Source organism: Pseudomonas fontis, from assembly GCF_028656955.1.
Taxonomy (GTDB): domain Bacteria; phylum Pseudomonadota; class Gammaproteobacteria; order Pseudomonadales; family Pseudomonadaceae; genus Aquipseudomonas; species Aquipseudomonas fontis.
Genome location: NZ_JAMDGY010000054.1, coordinates 17,846 through 37,158 on the forward strand (window position 1 = coordinate 17,846; position 19,313 = coordinate 37,158).

At 63.5% G+C, this 19,313-nt stretch carries 16 protein-coding genes; 11 read left to right on the forward strand and 5 right to left on the reverse strand.

All coding sequences use genetic code 11. The features are described 5' to 3' along the window. Nucleotides 1-3 precede the first annotated feature (3 nt). Together treS and glgB are read left to right on the forward strand one after the other, a co-directional pair. Nucleotides 4-3,315, forward strand: coding sequence for a maltose alpha-D-glucosyltransferase (treS, locus tag M5G11_RS17420; protein WP_273910661.1), 3,312 nt, complete (start codon nt 4-6; stop codon nt 3,313-3,315). Then, nucleotides 3,316-5,526 (forward strand): 1,4-alpha-glucan branching protein GlgB, encoded by a 2,211-nt coding sequence (gene glgB, locus M5G11_RS17425; RefSeq protein ID WP_273910660.1) that lies wholly within the window; start codon nt 3,316-3,318, stop codon nt 5,524-5,526. 157 nt (nt 5,527-5,683) lie between these two features. Here the strand turns inward: glgB and M5G11_RS17430 are convergent, their stop codons facing one another. From M5G11_RS17430 to M5G11_RS17450, 5 genes are all read right to left on the reverse strand, one after another. Next, a complete protein-coding gene (locus tag M5G11_RS17430) occupies nt 5,684-6,655 on the reverse strand; it encodes a PDR/VanB family oxidoreductase (protein WP_273910658.1) in 972 nt (323 codons plus the stop codon). Between the two features lie 23 nt (nt 6,656-6,678). Continuing rightward, nucleotides 6,679-8,127 carry an NAD-dependent succinate-semialdehyde dehydrogenase gene (locus M5G11_RS17435; protein WP_273910657.1) on the reverse strand — a complete coding sequence of 483 codons (1,449 nt, stop codon included), beginning with the start codon at nt 8,125-8,127 and terminating at the stop codon, nt 6,679-6,681. A 51-nt stretch (nt 8,128-8,178) separates the two neighbouring features. Beyond that, nucleotides 8,179-9,300, reverse strand: coding sequence for an aromatic ring-hydroxylating oxygenase subunit alpha (locus tag M5G11_RS17440; RefSeq protein ID WP_273910656.1), 1,122 nt, complete (start codon nt 9,298-9,300; stop codon nt 8,179-8,181). A 137-nt stretch (nt 9,301-9,437) separates the two neighbouring features. Beyond that, nucleotides 9,438-11,039, reverse strand: coding sequence for a BCCT family transporter (locus tag M5G11_RS17445; RefSeq protein WP_273910655.1), 1,602 nt, complete (start codon nt 11,037-11,039; stop codon nt 9,438-9,440). 217 nt (nt 11,040-11,256) lie between these two features. After that, nucleotides 11,257-12,348 carry a tartrate dehydrogenase gene (locus M5G11_RS17450; protein ID WP_273910654.1) on the reverse strand — a complete coding sequence of 364 codons (1,092 nt, stop codon included), beginning with the start codon at nt 12,346-12,348 and terminating at the stop codon, nt 11,257-11,259. 102 nt (nt 12,349-12,450) lie between these two features. On the opposite strand from M5G11_RS17450, the gene M5G11_RS17455 reads away from it, so the two are divergent. The 9 genes from M5G11_RS17455 to ureG all read left to right on the forward strand — a co-directional run bounded on the left by M5G11_RS17455 (nt 12,451) and on the right by ureG (nt 19,112). Then, a complete protein-coding gene (locus M5G11_RS17455; RefSeq protein ID WP_273910652.1) occupies nt 12,451-13,365 on the forward strand; it encodes a LysR substrate-binding domain-containing protein in 915 nt (304 codons plus the stop codon). Nucleotides 13,366-13,549: 184 nt separating this feature from the next. Continuing rightward, nucleotides 13,550-14,383, forward strand: a complete 834-nt coding sequence (locus M5G11_RS17460) for an urease accessory protein UreD (RefSeq protein WP_273910651.1) — start codon at nt 13,550-13,552, stop codon at nt 14,381-14,383. 10 nt (nt 14,384-14,393) lie between these two features. Then, the gene (locus M5G11_RS17465) at nt 14,394-14,696 is read left to right on the forward strand and encodes an urease subunit gamma (protein WP_273910649.1); all 303 of its coding nucleotides are present in this window, start codon (nt 14,394-14,396) and stop codon (nt 14,694-14,696) included. Nucleotides 14,697-14,714: 18 nt separating this feature from the next. Next, nucleotides 14,715-15,032, forward strand: a complete 318-nt coding sequence (locus tag M5G11_RS17470; RefSeq protein ID WP_273910647.1) for an urease subunit beta — start codon at nt 14,715-14,717, stop codon at nt 15,030-15,032. Next, entirely contained in the window at nt 15,029-16,732 is a 1,704-nt protein-coding gene (gene ureC, locus M5G11_RS17475) for an urease subunit alpha (protein WP_273910646.1), read from the forward strand. Before M5G11_RS17470 ends, ureC begins: the two co-directional genes overlap by 4 nt. 10 nt (nt 16,733-16,742) lie before the next feature. After that, complete coding sequence (gene ureE / locus M5G11_RS17480) at nt 16,743-17,234, forward strand: urease accessory protein UreE (protein WP_273910644.1); 492 nt, start codon at nt 16,743-16,745, stop codon at nt 17,232-17,234. 21 nt (nt 17,235-17,255) lie between these two features. Then, a complete protein-coding gene (locus M5G11_RS17485; protein WP_273910643.1) occupies nt 17,256-17,801 on the forward strand; it encodes a HupE/UreJ family protein in 546 nt (181 codons plus the stop codon). Continuing rightward, nucleotides 17,801-18,475 carry an urease accessory protein UreF gene (locus M5G11_RS17490; protein WP_273910642.1) on the forward strand — a complete coding sequence of 225 codons (675 nt, stop codon included), beginning with the start codon at nt 17,801-17,803 and terminating at the stop codon, nt 18,473-18,475. The genes M5G11_RS17485 and M5G11_RS17490 overlap by 1 nt, the downstream gene beginning before the upstream one ends. Nucleotides 18,476-18,485: 10 nt before the next feature. Continuing rightward, complete coding sequence (gene ureG, locus M5G11_RS17495) at nt 18,486-19,112, forward strand: urease accessory protein UreG (RefSeq protein WP_273910641.1); 627 nt, start codon at nt 18,486-18,488, stop codon at nt 19,110-19,112. Nucleotides 19,113-19,313: the final 201 nt, after the last annotated feature.

Genomic DNA, 19,313 nt, shown 5'->3' on the forward strand with positions numbered 1-19,313 from the left:
AGCATGGCGAAGAAACCCCGCCCCGCAGCCTTCATCAACGACCCGCTCTGGTACAAGGACGCGATCATCTACCAGGTGCACGTAAAGTCCTTTTTCGATTCCAACCACGATGGCATCGGCGACTTTCCCGGCCTGATCGCCAAGCTCGACTACATTGCCGAGCTGGGCGTGAACACCCTGTGGCTGCTGCCGTTCTACCCCTCGCCACGGCGTGATGACGGCTATGACATCGCCGAGTACAAGGCCGTGCACCCGGACTACGGCACCCTGGCCGATGTGAAGCGCTTCATCGCCGAAGCTCACAAACGCAACCTGCGGGTGATCACCGAGCTGGTCATCAACCATACCTCCGACCAGCACGCCTGGTTCCAGAAAGCCCGCCACGCCAAGCGCGGCTCGAAGGCGCGGGACTTCTATGTGTGGTCCGACAGCGACCAGAAGTACGACGGCACGCGGATCATCTTCCTCGACACCGAAAAATCCAACTGGACCTGGGACCCGGTGGCCGGGCAGTACTTCTGGCACCGCTTCTATTCCCACCAGCCAGACCTGAACTTCGATAACCCACAGGTGCTCAAGGCGGTCATCGACGTGATGCGCTACTGGCTCGACCTGGGCATCGACGGCCTGCGCCTGGACGCCATCCCGTACCTGATCGAACGCGACGGCACCAACAACGAGAACCTGCCTGAGACCCACCAGGTGCTCAAGCAGATCCGCGCCGAGATCGACGCCAACTACCCCGACCGCATGCTGCTCGCCGAAGCCAACCAATGGCCTGAAGACACCCAGCTGTACTTCGGCGAAGGGCAGGGCGACGAATGCCACATGGCCTTCCACTTCCCGTTGATGCCGCGCATGTACATGGCGCTGGCCCAGGAAGACCGCTTCCCGATCACCGATATCCTGCGCCAGACCCCGGAAATCCCGGCCAACTGCCAATGGGCGATCTTCCTGCGCAACCATGATGAACTGACCCTGGAAATGGTCACCGACCGCGAGCGCGACTACCTGTGGAACTACTACGCCGAGGACCGTCGGGCGCGGATCAACCTGGGCATCCGTCGGCGCCTGGCGCCGCTGCTGCAACGCGACCGCCGCCGGGTGGAATTGCTCTGCAGCCTGCTGCTGTCGATGCCGGGCACGCCGACGCTGTATTACGGCGACGAGATCGGCATGGGCGACAACATCTACCTGGGCGACCGCGACGGCGTGCGCACGCCGATGCAATGGTCCATTGACCGCAACGGCGGTTTCTCCCGCGCCGACCCGGCACGGCTGGTGCTGCCGCCGATCATGGACCCGCTGTACGGCTTCCAGGCAGTCAACGTCGAAGCCCAGGCGCATGACCCGCATTCGCTGCTCAACTGGAACCGCCGGCTGCTGGCCGTGCGCAAACAGCAAAAGGCGTTTGGGCGCGGCACCCTGAAAATGCTCTCGCCGAGCAATCGGCGCATTCTTGCCTACCTGCGTGAGTACACCGGTGCCGATGGCAACAGCGAGACCATTCTCTGCGTGGCCAATGTTTCCCGCGCCGCCCAGGCGGCGGAGCTGGACCTGTCGGCCTATGTCGACAACGTGCCGGTGGAAATGCTCGGTGGCAGCGCATTCCCGCCCATTGGCCAGTTGCCCTTCCTGCTGACCTTGCCCCCCTATGGCTTCTACTGGTTCCTGCTGGCGCCCAAGGACCAGATGCCCAACTGGCATGTGGAACCTGCGCAGACCTTGCCGGAGTTCACCACCCTGGTGCTGAAAAAGCGCATGGAGGAACTGCTCGAAGCGCCGTCGCGCGACACCCTGGAGCAGGCCATCCTGCCGCAATACCTGCCCAAGCGGCGCTGGTTTGCCGGCAAAGATGCGGCCATCGACAAGGTGCGCCTGGCCTATGGCGTGCGCTTCGGCCTGCCGACCAGCCCGGTATTGCTCAGTGAGATCGAGGTGCTCAGCGGCGGACAAAGCAGCCGCTATCAGTTGCCATTCGGCCTGATAGCCGAGGAGCAGATCAACAGTGCCTTGCCCCAGCAACTGGCCTTGGCCCGGGTGCGTCGCGGGCGTCAGGTGGGCTTGATTACCGATGCCTTCCAGCTTGAAACCTTCGTGCGCGCGGTGATTGCCGGGCTGCATGCCGGCAGCCGGCTCAGTGGCAGCGAAGGGCAACTGCAGTTCAACGCCACGCCACAGCTGGCCACGCTGAACCTCGCCGAGGACGCCGAGGTGCGCTACCTGTCGGCCGAGCAGTCGAACAGCTCGGTGGTGGTTGGCGGCAGCCTGGTGCTCAAGCTGATTCGCCGGGTCAATGGCGGCGTGCACCCGGAGCTGGAAATGAGCGCCTACCTGACTGCTGCCGGCTTTGCCAATATCTCGCCCTTGCTGGGCTGGGTCAGTAGGGTCAATGAGGCGGGCGAGCCGCATTTGCTGATGATCGCCCAGGGTTACCTGAGCAACCAGGGGGATGCCTGGGGCTGGACGCAAAACAGCCTGGAACGGGCGATCCGCAATGAAATGGAGCCGTCCAACGCACCGCTTGAAGCCCACACCGATGCCCTGCACGAACTGGCCGCATTCGCCGGCCAACTCGGGCAACGGCTGGGTGAAATGCACCAAGTGCTGGCCGCGCCGAGCGCTGATCCAGCCTTCCAGCCTCGCCCCAGCACGTCGCACGACAGCCAGGCCTGGGCCAGGCAGATCGGCGATCAGTTGGCCCGCGCACTGGAGGTGCTCGACCAGCATCGCGGCAACCTCGACCGCGACAGCCAGGCACTGCTCGATGACCTGGGCAAGCAGCGCAAGGGGCTGCTCAAGGAGGTTGGCGAACTGGCCCGGCAGGCGGTCGGTGGTTTGCTGATGCGGGTGCACGGCGACCTGCACCTGGGCCAGGTGCTGGTAGTGCAGGGCGATGCCTACCTGATCGACTTCGAAGGCGAGCCGGCCCGCCCGCTGGACGAGCGTCGGGCCCGGCACAGCCCGTACAAGGATGTCAGCGGCGTGCTGCGTTCCTTCGACTATGCTGCTGCCATGGTGCTGCGCAGCGCGTCGGGGGTCGATGCGTCTACGGCGGCCCATCAGGCGCGTCAGCGGGTGGCCCGGCAGTACCTGCACCAGTCACGCCATGCCTTCGTCGACGCTTATCGGCTGGCCACCGCCAGCCTGCCGCACGCCTGGCAACAGGCCGAGGGTGAGCGCGCTGCACTGGAGCTGTTCAGCCTGGAAAAGGCCGCCTACGAAATTTTGTACGAAGCCGAGAATCGCCCGAGCTGGTTGGCCGTGCCTTTGCATGGCCTGCATGGGCTTGTCAGTACTTGGGGAGAGCAGTAGATGAGCACGCACAAGCGCGAACATGGGGGATTGGGCCGGGCAGACATCGATGATCTGGTGCATGCCCGCCATGCCGACGCCTTCGCCGTACTGGGACCGCATCCGGATGGTGCAGGCGGGCAATATGTGCGGGCATACCTGCCCGAGGCCTTGAGCGCACGGGTACTGGCGCGTGATGGCGGCCAGGTGCTGGCCGAGATGGAGCAGGGCAGCGTGCCCGGCCTGTTCGTCGCCCGCCTGGGTGCGCCGCAGGCGTACCTGTTGCAGGTCAACTGGGCCGGTGGCGAGCAGGTCACTGAAGACCCTTACAGTTTCGGCCCCTTGCTGGGGGAAATGGACCTCTACCTGTTTGCCGAGGGTAATCACCGCGACCTGGCGAACCGTTTCGGTGCGCAGTTAATCGAGGTCGAGGGCGTTGCCGGGGTGCGTTTTTCAGTGTGGGCGCCGAATGCACGGCGGGTCTCGGTGGTCGGCGACTTCAACAACTGGGATGGCCGTCGGCATCCGATGCGCCTGCGTCACCCTACGGGGGTCTGGGAAGTTTTCGTGCCGCGCCTGCAAGCAGGCGAGGCCTACAAGTACGAAGTGCTGGGCCGCGAAGGCATCCTGCCGCTCAAGGCCGACCCGTTGGCCCGAGCCACCGAGCTACCGCCGAGCACTGCTTCACGGGTTGCCGATGTGCTGCAGCATGAGTGGCAGGACCAGCACTGGATGGAGGTGCGCGCCCAGCGCCAGGCCACCAGTGCACCGCTGTCGATCTATGAACTGCACGCTGGCTCCTGGCAGTGCGAGATGGACGATGCAGGCGAAGTGACGCGCTTTTTCAACTGGCGTGAACTGGCCGAGAGACTGGTGCCGTATATCCAGCAACTGGGCTTCACCCATATCGAACTGATGCCGATCATGGAGCACCCGTTCGGTGGTTCCTGGGGCTATCAGCCGTTGTCGATGTTCGCGCCGACCGCGCGCTATGGGTCGGCCGATGATTTCGCCGCGTTTATCGACGCCTGCCACCAGGCCGGGATCGGCGTGCTGCTGGATTGGGTGCCTGCGCATTTTCCCACCGACAGCCATGGCCTGGCGCGCTTCGATGGCACGGCATTGTATGAGTACGAAAACCCGCTCGAGGGCTTCCACCAGGACTGGGACACGCTGATCTACAACCTGGGGCGCAACGAGGTGCATGGTTTCATGCTGGCCTCGGCGCTGCATTGGCTCAAGCAGTTCCATATCGACGGGCTGCGAGTGGATGCGGTGGCGTCGATGCTGTACCGGGATTATTCGCGCAAGGCCGGGGAGTGGGTGCCCAACCGCCACGGCGGGCGAGAAAACCTGGAGGCCATCGACTTCCTGCGTCACCTCAACGATGTGGTGGCGCTGGAGGCGCCGGGGGCCCTGGTGATAGCCGAGGAGTCCACGGCCTGGCCGGGGGTCAGCCAGCCGACCCAGCAGGGTGGGCTGGGCTTTGCCTACAAGTGGAACATGGGCTGGATGCACGACACTTTGCATTACATCCAGAACGACCCGATCCACCGGACCTACCATCACAACGAGATGAGTTTCGGGTTGATCTACGCGTACTCGGAGCATTTCATCCTGCCGATTTCCCACGATGAGGTGGTGCACGGCAAGCATTCGCTGATCGACAAGATGCCGGGGGACCGCTGGCAGAAGTTTGCCAACTTGCGCGCCTACCTGACCTTCATGTGGTGCCATCCGGGCAAGAAGCTGCTGTTCATGGGCTGCGAGTTTGGCCAGTGGCGTGAGTGGAACCATGACAGCGAGCTGGATTGGTATTTGCTGCAGTACAAGGAGCACCTTGGGGTGCAGCGTCTGGTCAGTGACTTAAACCGGCTGTACCGCGAGGAGCGTGCGCTGCATGAACAGGATTGCCTGCCGCAGGGCTTCCAGTGGCTGATTGGTGATGATGCGCGCAACAGCGTGTATGCCTGGCTGCGCTGGAGTGCGACGGGGGAGCCATTGCTGGTGGTGGCGAACTTCACCCCAGTGCCGCGCGAGCTGTATCGGATTGGCGTGCCGTTTGGCGAGCGTTGGCAGGAAGTGCTGAACAGCGATGCCGAGGGGTATGCGGGGTCCAATTACGGCAATGGCGGGATGGTTGAGAGCGAGGCCGTGCCGAGCCATGGGCAGCCGTTGTCGCTGGGGTTGAATCTGCCACCGTTGGCGGTGTTGATTTTGCGTCCGGTTTGAGGGGGTGGGCCTGCTTTGCAGGCCATCGCCGGCAAGGCCGGCTCCCACAGGATTGGTGTTGTATATGCTACATCTGTATCTGTATCTGTATCTGTATCTGTATCTGTATCTGTGGGAGCCGGCCTTGCCGGCGATCGGCCGCATCGCGGCCGCAAGGTCAGAGATCCAGCACCAATCGCGCCGACTTTGCCCGCGACACACACAGCATCATGGTCTGCTGCGAAGCCTTCTCTTCATCGCTCAGGTACTGGTCGAAATGCTCGGCCTCACCGTCCAGAATCGCCGTTTCACAGGTGCCACATACACCCTCCCGGCACAGGCATTCCACCTTCGCCGCCTTCGACTTCTCGATGGCCTGGAGGATGGTCATGCCCGCTTCTACCTGCAACTCCGTACCGGACTTGGCCAGCACAACCGTAAACGCCCCGCCCGTCACCGGCGCCGCCGCGAACTGCTCCCAGTGCACCCGTGCTTCGGCAATCCCGGCCTTGGCAGCCGTATTGATCACCGCATCGATCAGCGGCTTGGGCCCGCACACATAAAGATGTGCTGACGCTTCCAGCCCCGCACACAGGGCCGCCAGGTCCAGCTTGCGCTCCAGGCTGTCGATATAGAAACGCACATTACCGGCATGTGGCCCTGTTTCCAGGTCGCCCTGGAACGCTCCATGCTCGGGGCTGCGGAACGCATAATGCAGCTCGTAGTCAGTCGCCCCACCTTCCAGCTCATGCAACTGCGCCATAAACGGGGTAATACCGATGCCCCCGGCAATCAGCACATGCTTGCCCGCCGTCGGCTCCAAGGCAAACAGGTTGTTCGGCGTGGAAATGGTCAGCCGCGACCCCACCTCGACCTGCTGGTGCATGAACGCCGAACCACCCTTGGACTGCTCTTCCAGGCGCACGCCGATCTGATAGCTGCGCAGGTCGCGCGGGTTGCTCATCAGCGAATAGGCGTTGCTGAACTGGCTGCCATCGGCGCCCTGCATCTGCACGATCACATGGCTGCCGCCGGTAAACGCCGGCAACGCGCCGCCCTCTTCACGGGCCAGGGTGAAGCGCTTGATCAGTGGGGTTGCCTGCTCGACCGCCGTGACCTGCACGCTGAACATTTCATACTTGTTGGCCATGATTCACCTCGACTGCACCCGGCTCAGACCGCCAGGCACAGGTACTTGATTTCCAGATAGTCTTCGATGCCGTACTTGGAGCCTTCACGGCCCAGGCCGGACTGCTTGACGCCACCAAACGGCGCGACCTCGTTGGAGATCAGCCCGGTGTTGATGCCGACCATGCCGTACTCAAGACGCTCGGCGACCTTGAACACGCGGGCGATGTCGCGGCTGTAGAAGTACGCGGCCAGGCCATACAGCGTGGCGTTGGCCTGGGCGATCACTTCGTCGTCGCTGCTGAAGCGCACGATGGCCGCGACCGGGCCGAAGATCTCCTCTTCCAGCAGCTCCATGCCCGGGCGAATTCCGGCAAGCACGGTCGGCTCGAAGAAGTTGCCGCCCAGGGCATGGGCCTGACCGCCAAGCACCAGCTGCGCGCCCTTGCCGACGGCGTCGTCGATCAGGCTGCGGACCTTGGCCACCGCCTTGTCACTGATCAGCGGGCCAATCTGCGTGCCGCTGGCGGTGCCATGGCCGACGCCGAGAGCTTTCACACGCTCGACGAAACGTTCGGTGAACTGCGCATAGACGCTGTCGTGCACGTAGAAGCGGTTCACGCACACGCAGGTTTGCCCGGCATTGCGGTACTTGGCGATCACTGCGCCTTCCACGGCGGCGTCGATATCGGCGTCGTCGAAGACAATGAACGGTGCGTTGCCGCCCAGCTCCAGCGAGACTTTCTTGATTGTCTCGGCGCACTGCGCCATCAGCAGGCGGCCAATCGGCGTCGAGCCGGTAAAGCTCAGCTTGCGCACGGCAGGGTGACCGGTGAACTGCGCACCAATTGCCGGCGCGTCGCCGGTCACCACGCTGAATACGCCAGCCGGCACGCCAGCGCGCTCGGCAAGCTCAGCCAGGGCCAGGGCGCAGAACGGCGTTTCGTTGGCCGGCTTGACCACGATGGTGCACCCGGCAGCCAGCGCCGGGGCGACCTTGCGGGTGATCATCGCGGCCGGGAAGTTCCACGGGGTAATCGCCGTGCACACGCCGATGCCTTGCTTGACCACCAGCAGGCGCTTGTCGCTGGAGGGGCTTGGAATGACGTCGCCGTAGACGCGTTTGCCTTCCTCGGCGAACCATTCGACGAAGGAGGCGGCGTAGCGGATTTCGCCCAGGGCTTCATGCAGGGGTTTGCCCTGCTCGAAAGTCATCAGTTGGGCGAGGTCGTTCTCGTGTTCGAGCAGCAACTCGAACCAGCGGCGCAGCACCTGCGCGCGCTCCTTGGCGGTACGCCCACGCCAGTCTTGCAGCGCGGCTTCGGCCGCTTCGATGGCCTGAACGGCCTCGGCAGCGCCCATCAGCGGTACGCTGCCGAGCAGCTCGCCGTTGGCCGGGTCGCTGACCTCGACCCGGCGTCCATCGGCGGCATCACACCAGGCCCCGGCGATATAGGCCTGCTGGCGGAACAATCGGGAATCGTTGAGCTTCACGCAAGGTACTCCGTTGTCACCCCCGGCGGCGGGCGCCGGGGGCGGGGCTTATCAAGCGTCGAGGTGGGCGACGGCGATCAGGTTGTGGAAGTGGGCAATGCCGTGCTCGCTCATGCCGCTACGCTCGCGGTCGGCCATGATCCGGCCCTGGCCACGATAGCCACGGGACTTCAGGCCTTTCTGCACGCTTTCTACCAGGCGCAGGTCTTCCGGGCGGAACACTTCGCGGTACCAGTCGATCAGCTTCTGCTGATCCGCGGTGATGTCCTTGTTGAGGAAGTAGACGTCGTAGTGCTGCAGGGTGGTTTCGGCATCGACCGGGAACTCGTAGATCACGGTCATGAAGTTCGCCCCTGGTGGCACGTTGAACATGGTGCACGGCCAGGCCCAGAAGCCGGCGAAGGAGGGGTCCTTGACGCTTTCATCAAAGCTGAACGATTGCTCGGACGGCTTGGCCAGCCCGTATTGCAGGGTCCAGTTGCCGTGCATGCTGTGGCTGTACTGGCCGACGTCCACCGAGTCGGAGAACCCAGGGTGCGCCGGGGCGCAGTGGTAGCACTCGAGGTAGTTGTCGACGATGGATTTCCAGTTGGCCGGGGTGTCGCTGACAAAGCGTGCGGCCAGTTGCAGGTCATCGATCACCGCGCAGGCTTCGCGCATGCGCGCGGCCAGGCCTGGCAGTTGCTCCTCGACCGGGCCGGCTTGCATGTCCATGTTGATGTAGATGAAACCTGCGTATTCCTCGACGCGCAGTTGCACCAGGCTGGAGTTGTCCTTGTCGAAATTGGCCACGTTCTCGCAGTTGCGCGCGTGGGCCAGGTCGCCGTCGAGCTTGAAGGCCCAGGCGTGGTAAGGGCAGGTGATGACGTTCTTGGCCTTGCCGCTGCCCTGGAGCAACTGGTGGCCACGGTGCGGGCAAACGTTGTAGAAGGCGCGCAGGACGCTGTCGCGACCGCGTACCACGATGATGCTTTCGCCGATCACTTCACGGGTGATGTAGGCGTTGTTCTCGGCCACTTCACTGCGATGGCCGATACAGATCCAGCTGCGGGCGAAGATGCTTTCCTTCTCGTGTTCGAACACGGCCTTGTCGGTGTAGAACTTGGCCGGAATGGTAAAGGCCTCATCGGCGCTGGCGCAGAAGTCGGCAGGCAGGCGTTGGAAATCGTTCATGCGTATCTCCTCACAAGCGCGGTCAGCGGTTGACGCGCTTTTTACTTATTGGTTAACGAGTATCTATTGGTTAACAAGCTGGGCAAAAAAATATCCCGTTGCCTGCTTCCTTGCAGGCACTGCGGGAGGGTCGGGCGTTACCGGGCCGCGACAGCGACCGGGGCGACCGGTTTTTCCTCAGGCTGCTCGCCGGCCAGGCGAGCGGCTTGTTCCTCGATGAGGTGGGCGGGCATCGTGCCGTAGTCCTGGACCATCCACTTGAAGAAGCCGTAGATCTTGATCAGCAGGATCACCATGAACGGGATAGCGGTGAGCACCACGGCGGTTTTCATGGTCGACAGCGAAGCCTTGGCGAACAGCATGGCCAGCGGCACCAGGGTCAGCACCACGCACCAGAACAGCCGGTGGGTCGGGCTGGGGTCGTCGCCTTCGCGCAGGTTGCGGGTGCTGGTGGCGGCAACGGCATAGGCTGCCGCGTCCATGTGCGAGGCGCAGAACACCGCCATGATGAACAGGTACACGGCGAGGAACACCTTGCCCATCGGCAAGGCACTGAGCAGGGCGCCTACCGCCGCTTCGCCGCCGCTTTCGGTGAGGATCTTCGGCACATCCACGGCACCGCTGATGAACTGGTGCATGCTGTAGCTTTCCAGCGCGCCAAAGAAGAACCAGCAGCCGACGCTACCGCCCGCGAGCAGGGCGAAGACCACTTCCTTGAGCTGGCGACCGCGCGACACGCGGGTCACGAACATCGCCACGCCCGGGGCGTAGGACACCCACCACAGCCAATAGAACACCGTCCAGTTGCGGGTGAACGCGCCGTCGCCGGCCGGGTCGGTGAAAAGGCTCATGCGTACGTAGTTCTGGAACATCAGGCCAATGGAGTTGGCGGTGTTGTTCAGGGTGAACTGGGTCGGGCCGACCAGCAGCACCACGCCGGCGAATACCAGCGCGCCGATGCAGACCATCTTGCTCAGGCGTTGTAGGCCGCCATCGATACCGATGTAGGAGCTGAGCGAGAACAGGATGGCCACGGCGCCGATCACCATCAGTTGCACGGTGAAGGTGTCCGGGGTGCCGGCAAGGACGGAGAGGCCACGGGTCAGCGTCGAAGCCGTCAGGGCCAGCGATACGGTCAGCGCGCCCATCATGGTCAGCAGGAAGATCAGGTCGACCGCGCGACCGATCGGGCCGGTGGCTTTAAAGCCGGTCACCGCTTCGACAATCGAGGCCAGGTTCAGGCCGCTCTTCTTGCGCACGTGGAAGTGATAGGCCATGGCCAGCGAGGCCAGGGCATAGATCGACCAGGCGCTGATGCCCCAGTGGAAGAACGAGTAGCTGACGCTGTATTCCAGCGCCTGCGCGGATTGCGCGGCGATGTTCAGGCCGGGGGTCTGGTAGTAGTAGGCCCACTCCATCACACCCCAGTACAGGGTCGAGGACCCCATGCCGGCGCAGATGAACATGAATACCCAGGTGGCCGTGGAATATTCCGGCTTGCCGCTGCCGAAGCGGATGTTGCCGTACTTGCTGAAGGCAAGGTACAGCACCGCCAGGGAGCTGCCGAACACCAGCACCTGGACACTGGTGCCGAAGGTGCGGGTGGCCACTTCGAACAATTGGTTGGCAGCGTGTTCTGCTTCGCCAGGAAACGCCGCCAGACCGATAACGGTCAGCAGTACGGCAATCAGGCTTACGGTAATCAGGAATACATCAATCTTTTTATTGTTGTGCGACATCAAACGTCTCCTGCAGCGTTGGAGTACTTGGTGCGTGGCCCAGGCGCAGCGCAAGGTCAGGCCGGGGTAGTGCCGGTGGTGTTGTCTCCTGTCCGTCCGTGGATCGTTAACTAAAAGTTAACATGAGTCTTTCGGTTAACAGTTTGCAGATAATTCGTGTGGACTGCAAGAGGGCAACCGCCGGTTGTCCGACAATCTGGACAGCCGGCGGTGTTGCTCAGGCGCCGATCAGCTCGACGATGGCCTGGCCGACTTGCTGGGTCGAGGCACTGCCGCCCATGTCGCGGGTGGTTGCGCCGCTGGCGATGACCTGCTCGATGGCTTTGAGGATGTCGTCGTGGGCCGCCTGGTAGCGGGCGTCGTCGCCGTCCTTGCCGAGGAATTCAAGCATCAGCGCACCGGACCAGATCATCGCGATCGGGTTGGCGATGTTCTTGCCGAAGATGTCCGGGGCCGAGCCGTGTACCGGTTCGAACAACGACGGGAACTTGCGCTCCGGGTTGAGGTTGGCCGATGGCGCGATGCCGATGGTGCCGGCGCAGGCCGGGCCGAGGTCGGAGAGGATGTCGCCGAACAGGTTGGAAGCCACCACCACATCGAAGCGCTCCGGTTGCAGCACGAAACGTGCGCAGAGGATGTCGATGTGCTGCTTGTCCCAGCTGATATCCGGGTAGTTGGCGGCCATGGCGGCGGTGCGCTCATCCCAGTACGGCATGCTCACGGCCATGCCGTTGGACTTGGTGGCCGAGGTGACGTGCTTGCGCTCACGGGTCTGGGCGACCTCGAAGGCGTACTTGAGGATGCGGTCGACGCCACGGCGGGTGAACACCGACTCCTGCAGCACGAACTCGTTCTCGGTGCCTTCGAACATGCGCCCGCCCAGCGAGGAGTACTCGCCTTCGGTGTTCTCGCGGATCACCACGAAATCGATGTCGCCCGGCTTGCGCCCGGCCAGCGGGCAGGGCACGCCGGGGAACAGGCGCACCGGGCGAATGTTCACGTACTGGTCGAAGTCGCGGCGGAACTTGAGCAGCGAACCCCACAGCGAAATGTGGTCCGGCACCTTGTCTGGCCAGCCGACGGCGCCGAAGTACAGGGCATCGAAGCCCTTGAGTTGTTCGAACCAGTCGGGCGGCATCATGCTGCCGTGTTCCAGGTAGTAGTCACAGCTGGCCCACTCGAAGTATTCAATCTGCAGGTCCAAGCCGTGCTTGCGCGCAGCGGCTTCGACTACGCGGATACCTTCAGGGAGGACTTCGTTGCCGATGCCGTCACCCGGGATGGCGGCGATTCTGAATGTCTTGCTCATGGGGGGCGCACTCGTTGTTTGTTTGGGGAACCGATGTGCGCATGCTATAAGGCGATCATCCGGAGATAATCTCCGTCATCATGAATTCTTAGTGCACGTATCGTGAATAATCTGCCCAATCTTGAAGACCTGAATATCTTCGTCCAGGTGGCCAAGCGTTCCAGCTTTGCCGCCGTGGCCGAGCAACTGGGAATGTCGGCGGCGTTCATCAGCAAACGCATCCGCCTGCTTGAGCAAGACCTTGGCGTACGTCTGCTGCACCGCACCACGCGACGGGTGTCGGTAAGCGAGGAGGGCGAGCGGGTCTACCAGTGGGCGATGCAGATATTCGAAGCCGTGCAGCGCATGGGCGATGACATCAGTGCGCAGCACCGCGAGCCGGAGGGGCAGCTGCGCATCGCCAGCAGCCTGGGCCTGGGCCGGCGCTTTGTTGCGCCGGCCCTGTCGGAGCTGGCCGAGCGTTACCCGCAGCTGGATATCCGCCTGGACGTGCATGATCGCCTTGTTGATCTGATCGAGGAGGGGGTCGACCTGGATATCCGCGTCGGCAATGCCATTGCCCCGCACCTGATCGCCAAGCCGCTGGCGCGCAATCGGCGCGTGCTGTGCGCCGCGCCGGGTTACCTGGCGCAGCACGGTACGCCGCGCAGCCTGGCGGAATTGAGCAACCACGATTGCCTGGTGATCAAGGAGCGCGACCATCCCTTTGGTGTCTGGCACCTGGAAGGGCCGCAGGGTGAAGAGAGCGTGCGGGTCACTGGCGGCCTGTCGACCAACCATGGCGAAGTGGCCCACCAGTGGTGCCTGGATGGGCGCGGCATTTTGCTGCGCTCCTACTGGGATGTGCACGACAGCCTGAACGAGGGGCGGCTGGCGCAGGTGCTCGAGGACTATCACCAGCCGGCAGACATCTGGGCGGTGTACACCTCGCCGCTGGCCAGCTCGGCGAAGGTGCGCGTGGCGGTCGAATTCATGCGCCAGTACTTTGCCGAACGCTACAGCCTGCCGGTCGGCTAGCGCGACAAGGGCGCATGACGCCGACTACGCAACACTGAAAAGTTTCATCTTTGCCCCTTGCACTTTCATTGGGCATTTTTTGCGTTGGCCCGCAATGTGCACTGCATCTTGAAGGGATTCTTGATCAACCGGTCAGGCCTTCCGTTTCCTTCGACCGATGCAGTACCCATTGGGGCCTGGTGGCATGACGCTTCCCGAACCACAGCGTGCAGAACAGGCAGACGCCGGCTGGAATGCCGAGCTGATGTTGCGTTTCGTCCAGTGCGAAACCCGGACCCGTCTTGGTGCGCGCCGGCATTTCGGACCTCTTTTGGTGCAGCGACCCTTCTATCCGGAAGGCGCGCCCTGTCACGTCTACGTGCTGCATCCACCCGGCGGCGTGGTCGGTGGCGATCGCCTGGCCCTGGACATTCACCTGGAGCCTGGCAGCCACGCGCTGCTGACCATGCCTGGCGCCACCAAGTTCTACCGCAGCGCCGGCCCGACCTCGGTGCTCAAGCAGCATTTTCACCTGGGCGAAGGCAGCACACTGGAATGGCTGCCCCCCGGCAGCATCTGCTTCCCCGGTGCCCGCGTGGCGCTGGAGAGCCGCTTCAGCCTGGCCCCCGGCGCGCGCCTGCTGGCCTGGGAAACCTTGTGCCTGGGCCGCCCGGTCATGGGCGAAACCTTCAGCCACGGCGCCCTCGACAGCCGCCTGCACATCGACCTGCCCGACGACCTCGGCCTGCACGAGCGCCTGCGCATCGAGGGCGGTCGCCTCGACAAGCTCGCCGGCCACCCCTTGCAAGCCACGTTCTGCGCGGCGCCGGCGACGCCCGAATTGCTCGATCAGGTGCGCGAACTACTTGCGGGCCTGCCGCTGCCAGCCGGCGCCACCTTGCTCGGGCCGCTGCTGGTGGTACGTCTTTTGGATAACGACAACCAACGCCTGCAAACCACCCTGCAACGCATCTGGTATTGCCTGCGCCCGGCCATCCTCGGCCTGGCGCCATGCCCGCCGCGCATCTGGGCCACCTGAGAGAGCACCGATGGAGCTGACCCCGAGAGAAAAAGACAAGTTGCTGCTGTTCACTGCCGCGTTGCTTGCCGAGCGCCGCCGTGATCGCGGCTTGAAGCTCAACTACCCGGAAGCCGTGGCATTGATCAGCGCGGCGGTGCTTGAAGGTGCCCGGGACGGGCGCACGGTGGCCGAGTTGATGAGCCTGGGCCGTGAAGTCCTGCGGCGTGACCAGGTGATGGAGGGGGTTGCCGAAATGATCCCCGACGTGCAGGTCGAAGCGACGTTTCCCGACGGGACCAAGCTGGTCACCGTGCATGACCCGATCATCTGAGCGCCGCAGGAGAACCGCATGATTCCCGGAGAAATACAGGTCGCCGATGGCGACATCGAGCTCAATGCCGGCCGTGAACCGATCAGCGTCAGTGTCGCCAACCACGGTGACCGCCCGGTGCAGGTGGGCTCGCATTATCACTTTTACGAGGTCAATGCCGCGTTGGTGTTCGACCGTGCGCCGACCCTTGGCTTTCGCCTGGACATCCCGGCCGGCACGGCGGTGCGGTTCGAACCGGGGCAGTCGCGCAGCGTGCAGTTGGTGGCTTATGCCGGCAAGCGTGAAGTCTATGGCTTCCAGGGCAAGGTCATGGGTCCGCTGGAGGCGCTGGCATGAGCCGAATTTCCCGTCAGGCCTATGCCGACATGTTCGGCCCGACCGTGGGCGATCGCGTACGCCTGGCCGACACCGAGCTGTGGGTAGAGGTGGAGAAGGACTTCACGCTGTATGGCGAGGAGGTCAAGTTCGGCGGCGGCAAGGTCATCCGTGACGGCATGGGCCAGGGCCAGATGCGCGCAGCCGAGGCGATGGACCTGGTGCTGACCAACGCGCTGATCATCGATCACTGGGGCATAGTCAAGGCTGACATCGGCGTAAAGAACGGGCGCATCTTCGGCATCGGCAAGGCCGGCAACCCTGATGTGCAGCCCGGCGTAACCCTGCCGGTCGGGCCTGCCACCGAAGTGATTGCCGCCGAAGGCAAGATCGTCACTGCTGGCGGCATTGACTCGCACATCCACTTCATCTGCCCGCAGCAGGTGGAGGAGGCGCTGACCTCCGGCATCACCACATTCATTGGTGGCGGCACCGGGCCTGCCACTGGCACCAACGCCACCACCTGCACTTCCGGCCCGTGGTACCTCGCGCGCATGTTGCAGGCGGCGGATGAACTGCCGATCAACATCGGCCTGCTGGGCAAGGGCAACGCCTCGCGGCCCGAGGGCTTGCGCGAGCAGATCGAGGCCGGCGCGGTCGGGCTCAAGCTGCATGAAGACTGGGGTTCGACACCGGCCGCCATCGACTGTTGCCTGAGCGTGGCCGAAGAGCACGATGTGCAGGTCGCCTTGCACAGCGACACGTTGAACGAATCGGGCTGCATCGAGGACACCCTGGCCGCCATTGGTGATCGCACCATTCATACCTTCCACACTGAGGGGGCGGGTGGCGGGCATGCGCCGGACATCATCCGCGCAGCGGGCTTCGCCAACGTGCTGCCGTCTTCGACCAACCCGACGCTGCCCTACACCATCAATACCGTGGATGAGCATCTGGACATGCTGATGGTTTGCCATCACCTGGACACCAGCATTCCCGAGGACGTGGCGTTTGCCGAGTCGCGCATTCGCCGCGAGACCATTGCTGCCGAAGACATCCTTCACGACCTGGGCGCGTTCTCCATGACCTCTTCCGACTCCCAGGCCATGGGCCGGGTGGGCGAGGTGGTGCTGCGCACCTGGCAGGTCGCGCACCAGATGAAACTGCGCCGTGGGCCGCTGGCACCGGACACGGCGCGCAGCGACAACTTCCGGGTCAAGCGCTACATCGCCAAGTACACCATCAACCCGGCGCTGACCCATGGCATCGCCCATGAAGTGGGCTCGGTGGAGGCCGGCAAGTTGGCTGATCTGGTGCTCTGGGCGCCGGCATTCTTTGCCGTGAAACCGGCGCTGGTGATCAAGGGCGGGATGATCGCCATGGCCGCGATGGGCGACATCAACGGCTCGATCCCCACCCCGCAGCCGGTGCATTACCGGCCGATGTTCGGGGCGCTGGGGGCGGCGCGCAATGCCACGCGCATGACCTTCCTTTCGCAAGCGGCGGTGCAGCGCGGCGTGCACCAGCAACTGGGCCTGCGCAGCCTGATCGGCACCGTCAGCGGCTGTCGCACGGTGCGCAAGCCCGACATGGTGCACAACGGCCTGCTGCCGACCATCGAGGTGGACGCGCAAACCTATGAAGTGCGCGCCAACGGCGAGCTGCTGGTGTGCGAGCCGGCCAGCGTGCTGCCGATGGCCCAGCGTTATTTTCTGTTCTGAAGGAGACGAGATGATCCTCTTGACCTTACGGGCGAGCGAGGCCGCGTCCATCAGCGGCACGGTCACCCTCGACCTGGATACACGCATCAAGAGCCGGGTGCGCGTCACCCTGGACGATGGCCGCGAAGCGGGCCTGATGCTGGAGCGCGGCCAGCTGATCCGTGGCGGCGAGTTGCTGACGGACGCGCAGGGCGGCGAAGTGATTCGCGTGGTGGCGGCGGATGAGCAGGTGTCCACGGTGCGCTGCGCTGATGCATTGCTGCTGGCGCGGGCCTGTTATCACTTGGGCAATCGCCATGTACCGCTGGAGATCGGTGCGGGGTTTGTGCGCTATCAGCATGACTATGTGCTCGATGACATGGTGCGCGGGTTGGGCTTGACGGTGGTTATCGAACAGGCCCCGTTCGAGCCGGAAGCGGGCGCCTACCAGAGTGCACCGCACAGCCATGCGCCCAGCCACGAGCATCGTTTTGTACGTGTTGCCGGTCACCACGCCCACTGATTTTCCCCTGGAGTTTCTGCCATGAAAAAACTGTTCGCCCTTGCCTTGCTGTTGATCGCCGTGCCGGCGTTTGCTCATCCGGGTCATGACAGCAATCCCCTGCAGGACGGGCTGCTGCACCCGTTGACCGGGCTTGATCACCTGCTGATGCTGCTCGGTACCGGGATCCTCGCGGCCCTGACCGGTCGGACCTTGACGTTGCCGCTGTGCACCTTGGCGGCGATGTTTGCTGGGGCCTTTCTCGGGCACCTGTTCGGCGATGTGCTGGGCATGGAGAACATGATTCTCGGCTCGTTGGTCGTGGCGGCGGTGGCCTTGTTGATGCCGCAGCGTCAGGTGTTGCTGGCGCTGGCGATGCCGTTGTTTGCCCTGTTCCACGGTTGGGCCCATGGCGTTGAAGCCAGCCCGGGTGCGTTCTGGTTGTTCAGCGCCGGCTTTGTCACGGTCAGCGGTGCATTGCTGGCGGTAGGTTTTGCACTGGGCTGCCTGCTGCGTCGGCATGAGCGTCTGCAGAAGATCGCCGGTGGCGGTCTGTTGGCGGGCGCGGCGTTGGTCTTTGCCGGCTGATGAGTGTCGACCTGAAACTGCTGCGCCTGTTGCAGCTGACCAGCCCGAATCTGCCGGTGGGTGGCTTCACCTATTCGCAGGGCCTGGAGTGGGCGGTGGAGGCGGGCTGGGTACAGGGCGTGGAAGGTTTTCGTGCCTGGCAGCGTGAGCAGTTGCAGGACACCTTGGGCTACCTCGACTGGCCGGTGCTGGCGCGCCTTTATCACGCCTGTGTGGCTGAGGACGCCGACACGTTCGCGCGTTGGAGCCGCTTTCTTCTGGCTAACCGTGAAACGGCGGAGTTGCGTCTGGAGGAGCGTCAGCGCGGCATGGCCCTGATGCGCCTGCTCGATGGCTGGCAGCTGGGGCAGGGGCCGCAGTGGCGTTCGAGCCTGGAGATGAGCCAGTTGGGCGGCATGGCCTGGCTGGCGGCGCACTGGGAGATTGCCTTGCGTGACCTTGCCCTGGGCCACGGTTTTGCGTGGCTGGAAGGTGCGGTGATGGCCGGGGTCAAGTTGGTGCCTTTTGGTCAGCAGGCGGCGCAGAGTTTGTTGCGCGACCTCAGTGCCGAGATGCCGGCGGTGCTGGAGTGTGCCTTGCAGTTGCCGGATGAAGCGCTTGGTGGAGGCTTGCCGTTGCTGGCGATTGCCTCGTCCTGTCATGAAACCCAATACACCCGATTGTTCCGATCCTGAGGAGAGCCTTATGCAAAGTTACAAGCAACCCCTGCGTGTTGGTGTCGGTGGCCCGGTAGGTTCGGGCAAGACGGCACTGCTGGAAGTGCTGTGCAAGGCCATGCGTGATCGCTATGAAATCGCGGTGGTGACCAATGACATCTACACCAAGGAAGACCAGCGCATCCTGACCGAAGCGGGGGCCTTGGCGCCGGAGCGGATTGTCGGGGTGGAGACGGGCGGGTGCCCGCACACGGCGATTCGCGAGGATGCCTCGATGAACCTGGCGGCGGTGGAGGAACTGGCGCGCAAGTTCGGCAATCTTGAAGTGATTTTTGTGGAAAGTGGCGGGGATAATCTGAGTGCGACGTTTAGCCCGGAGCTGGCGGATTTGACGGTGTACGTGATTGATGTGGCTGAAGGGGAGAAGATTCCACGCAAGGGCGGGCCAGGGATTACCAAGTCGGATTTTCTGGTGATCAACAAGATTGACCTGGCGCCTTATGTGGGCGCCTCGCTGGAGGTGATGGAGCGCGATACCCAGCGGATGCGGCCTGAGCGGCCCTGGGCGTTTACCAATCTCAAGACGGGGCATGGGGTGCAGGCGGTGATTGATTTCATTGTGGAGCGGGGGATGTTGGATGCGGTTCGGGGGTGAGGTTGGTTTTTTTTGGGGGGTGAGCTTATCCATTTGATTTTGTTGGGGCAATTGGGGGTGTCAGAAATTTTGTGTTCGGGCATAACATGAGCAAGAGGTGCATGTATGCCAACCAAAAAGAAACCCGCGCGCCAAGCGCCACGAGAATTACCGAAAATCCCGAAAGAGCTGCTTGAGCAGTTCGGGGACGGGCTGATAACG

Bases quoted from the DNA above. Each gene is read 5' to 3' on its own strand.
- treS (WP_273910661.1), top strand. From the start codon at position 4: ATGGCGAAGAAACCCCGCCCCGCAGCCTTCATCAACGACCCGCTCTGG.
- glgB (WP_273910660.1), top strand. From the start codon at position 3,316: ATGAGCACGCACAAGCGCGAACATGGGGGATTGGGCCGGGCAGACATC.
- M5G11_RS17430 (WP_273910658.1), bottom strand. From the start codon at position 6,655: ATGGCCAACAAGTATGAAATGTTCAGCGTGCAGGTCACGGCGGTCGAG.
- M5G11_RS17440 (WP_273910656.1), bottom strand. From the start codon at position 9,300: ATGAACGATTTCCAACGCCTGCCTGCCGACTTCTGCGCCAGCGCCGAT.
- M5G11_RS17445 (WP_273910655.1), bottom strand. From the start codon at position 11,039: ATGTCGCACAACAATAAAAAGATTGATGTATTCCTGATTACCGTAAGC.
- M5G11_RS17450 (WP_273910654.1), bottom strand. From the start codon at position 12,348: ATGAGCAAGACATTCAGAATCGCCGCCATCCCGGGTGACGGCATCGGC.
- M5G11_RS17460 (WP_273910651.1), top strand. From the start codon at position 13,550: ATGACGCTTCCCGAACCACAGCGTGCAGAACAGGCAGACGCCGGCTGG.
- M5G11_RS17465 (WP_273910649.1), top strand. From the start codon at position 14,394: ATGGAGCTGACCCCGAGAGAAAAAGACAAGTTGCTGCTGTTCACTGCC.
- M5G11_RS17470 (WP_273910647.1), top strand. From the start codon at position 14,715: ATGATTCCCGGAGAAATACAGGTCGCCGATGGCGACATCGAGCTCAAT.
- ureC (WP_273910646.1), top strand. From the start codon at position 15,029: ATGAGCCGAATTTCCCGTCAGGCCTATGCCGACATGTTCGGCCCGACC.
- ureE (WP_273910644.1), top strand. From the start codon at position 16,743: ATGATCCTCTTGACCTTACGGGCGAGCGAGGCCGCGTCCATCAGCGGC.
- M5G11_RS17485 (WP_273910643.1), top strand. From the start codon at position 17,256: ATGAAAAAACTGTTCGCCCTTGCCTTGCTGTTGATCGCCGTGCCGGCG.
- M5G11_RS17490 (WP_273910642.1), top strand. From the start codon at position 17,801: ATGAGTGTCGACCTGAAACTGCTGCGCCTGTTGCAGCTGACCAGCCCG.
- ureG (WP_273910641.1), top strand. From the start codon at position 18,486: ATGCAAAGTTACAAGCAACCCCTGCGTGTTGGTGTCGGTGGCCCGGTA.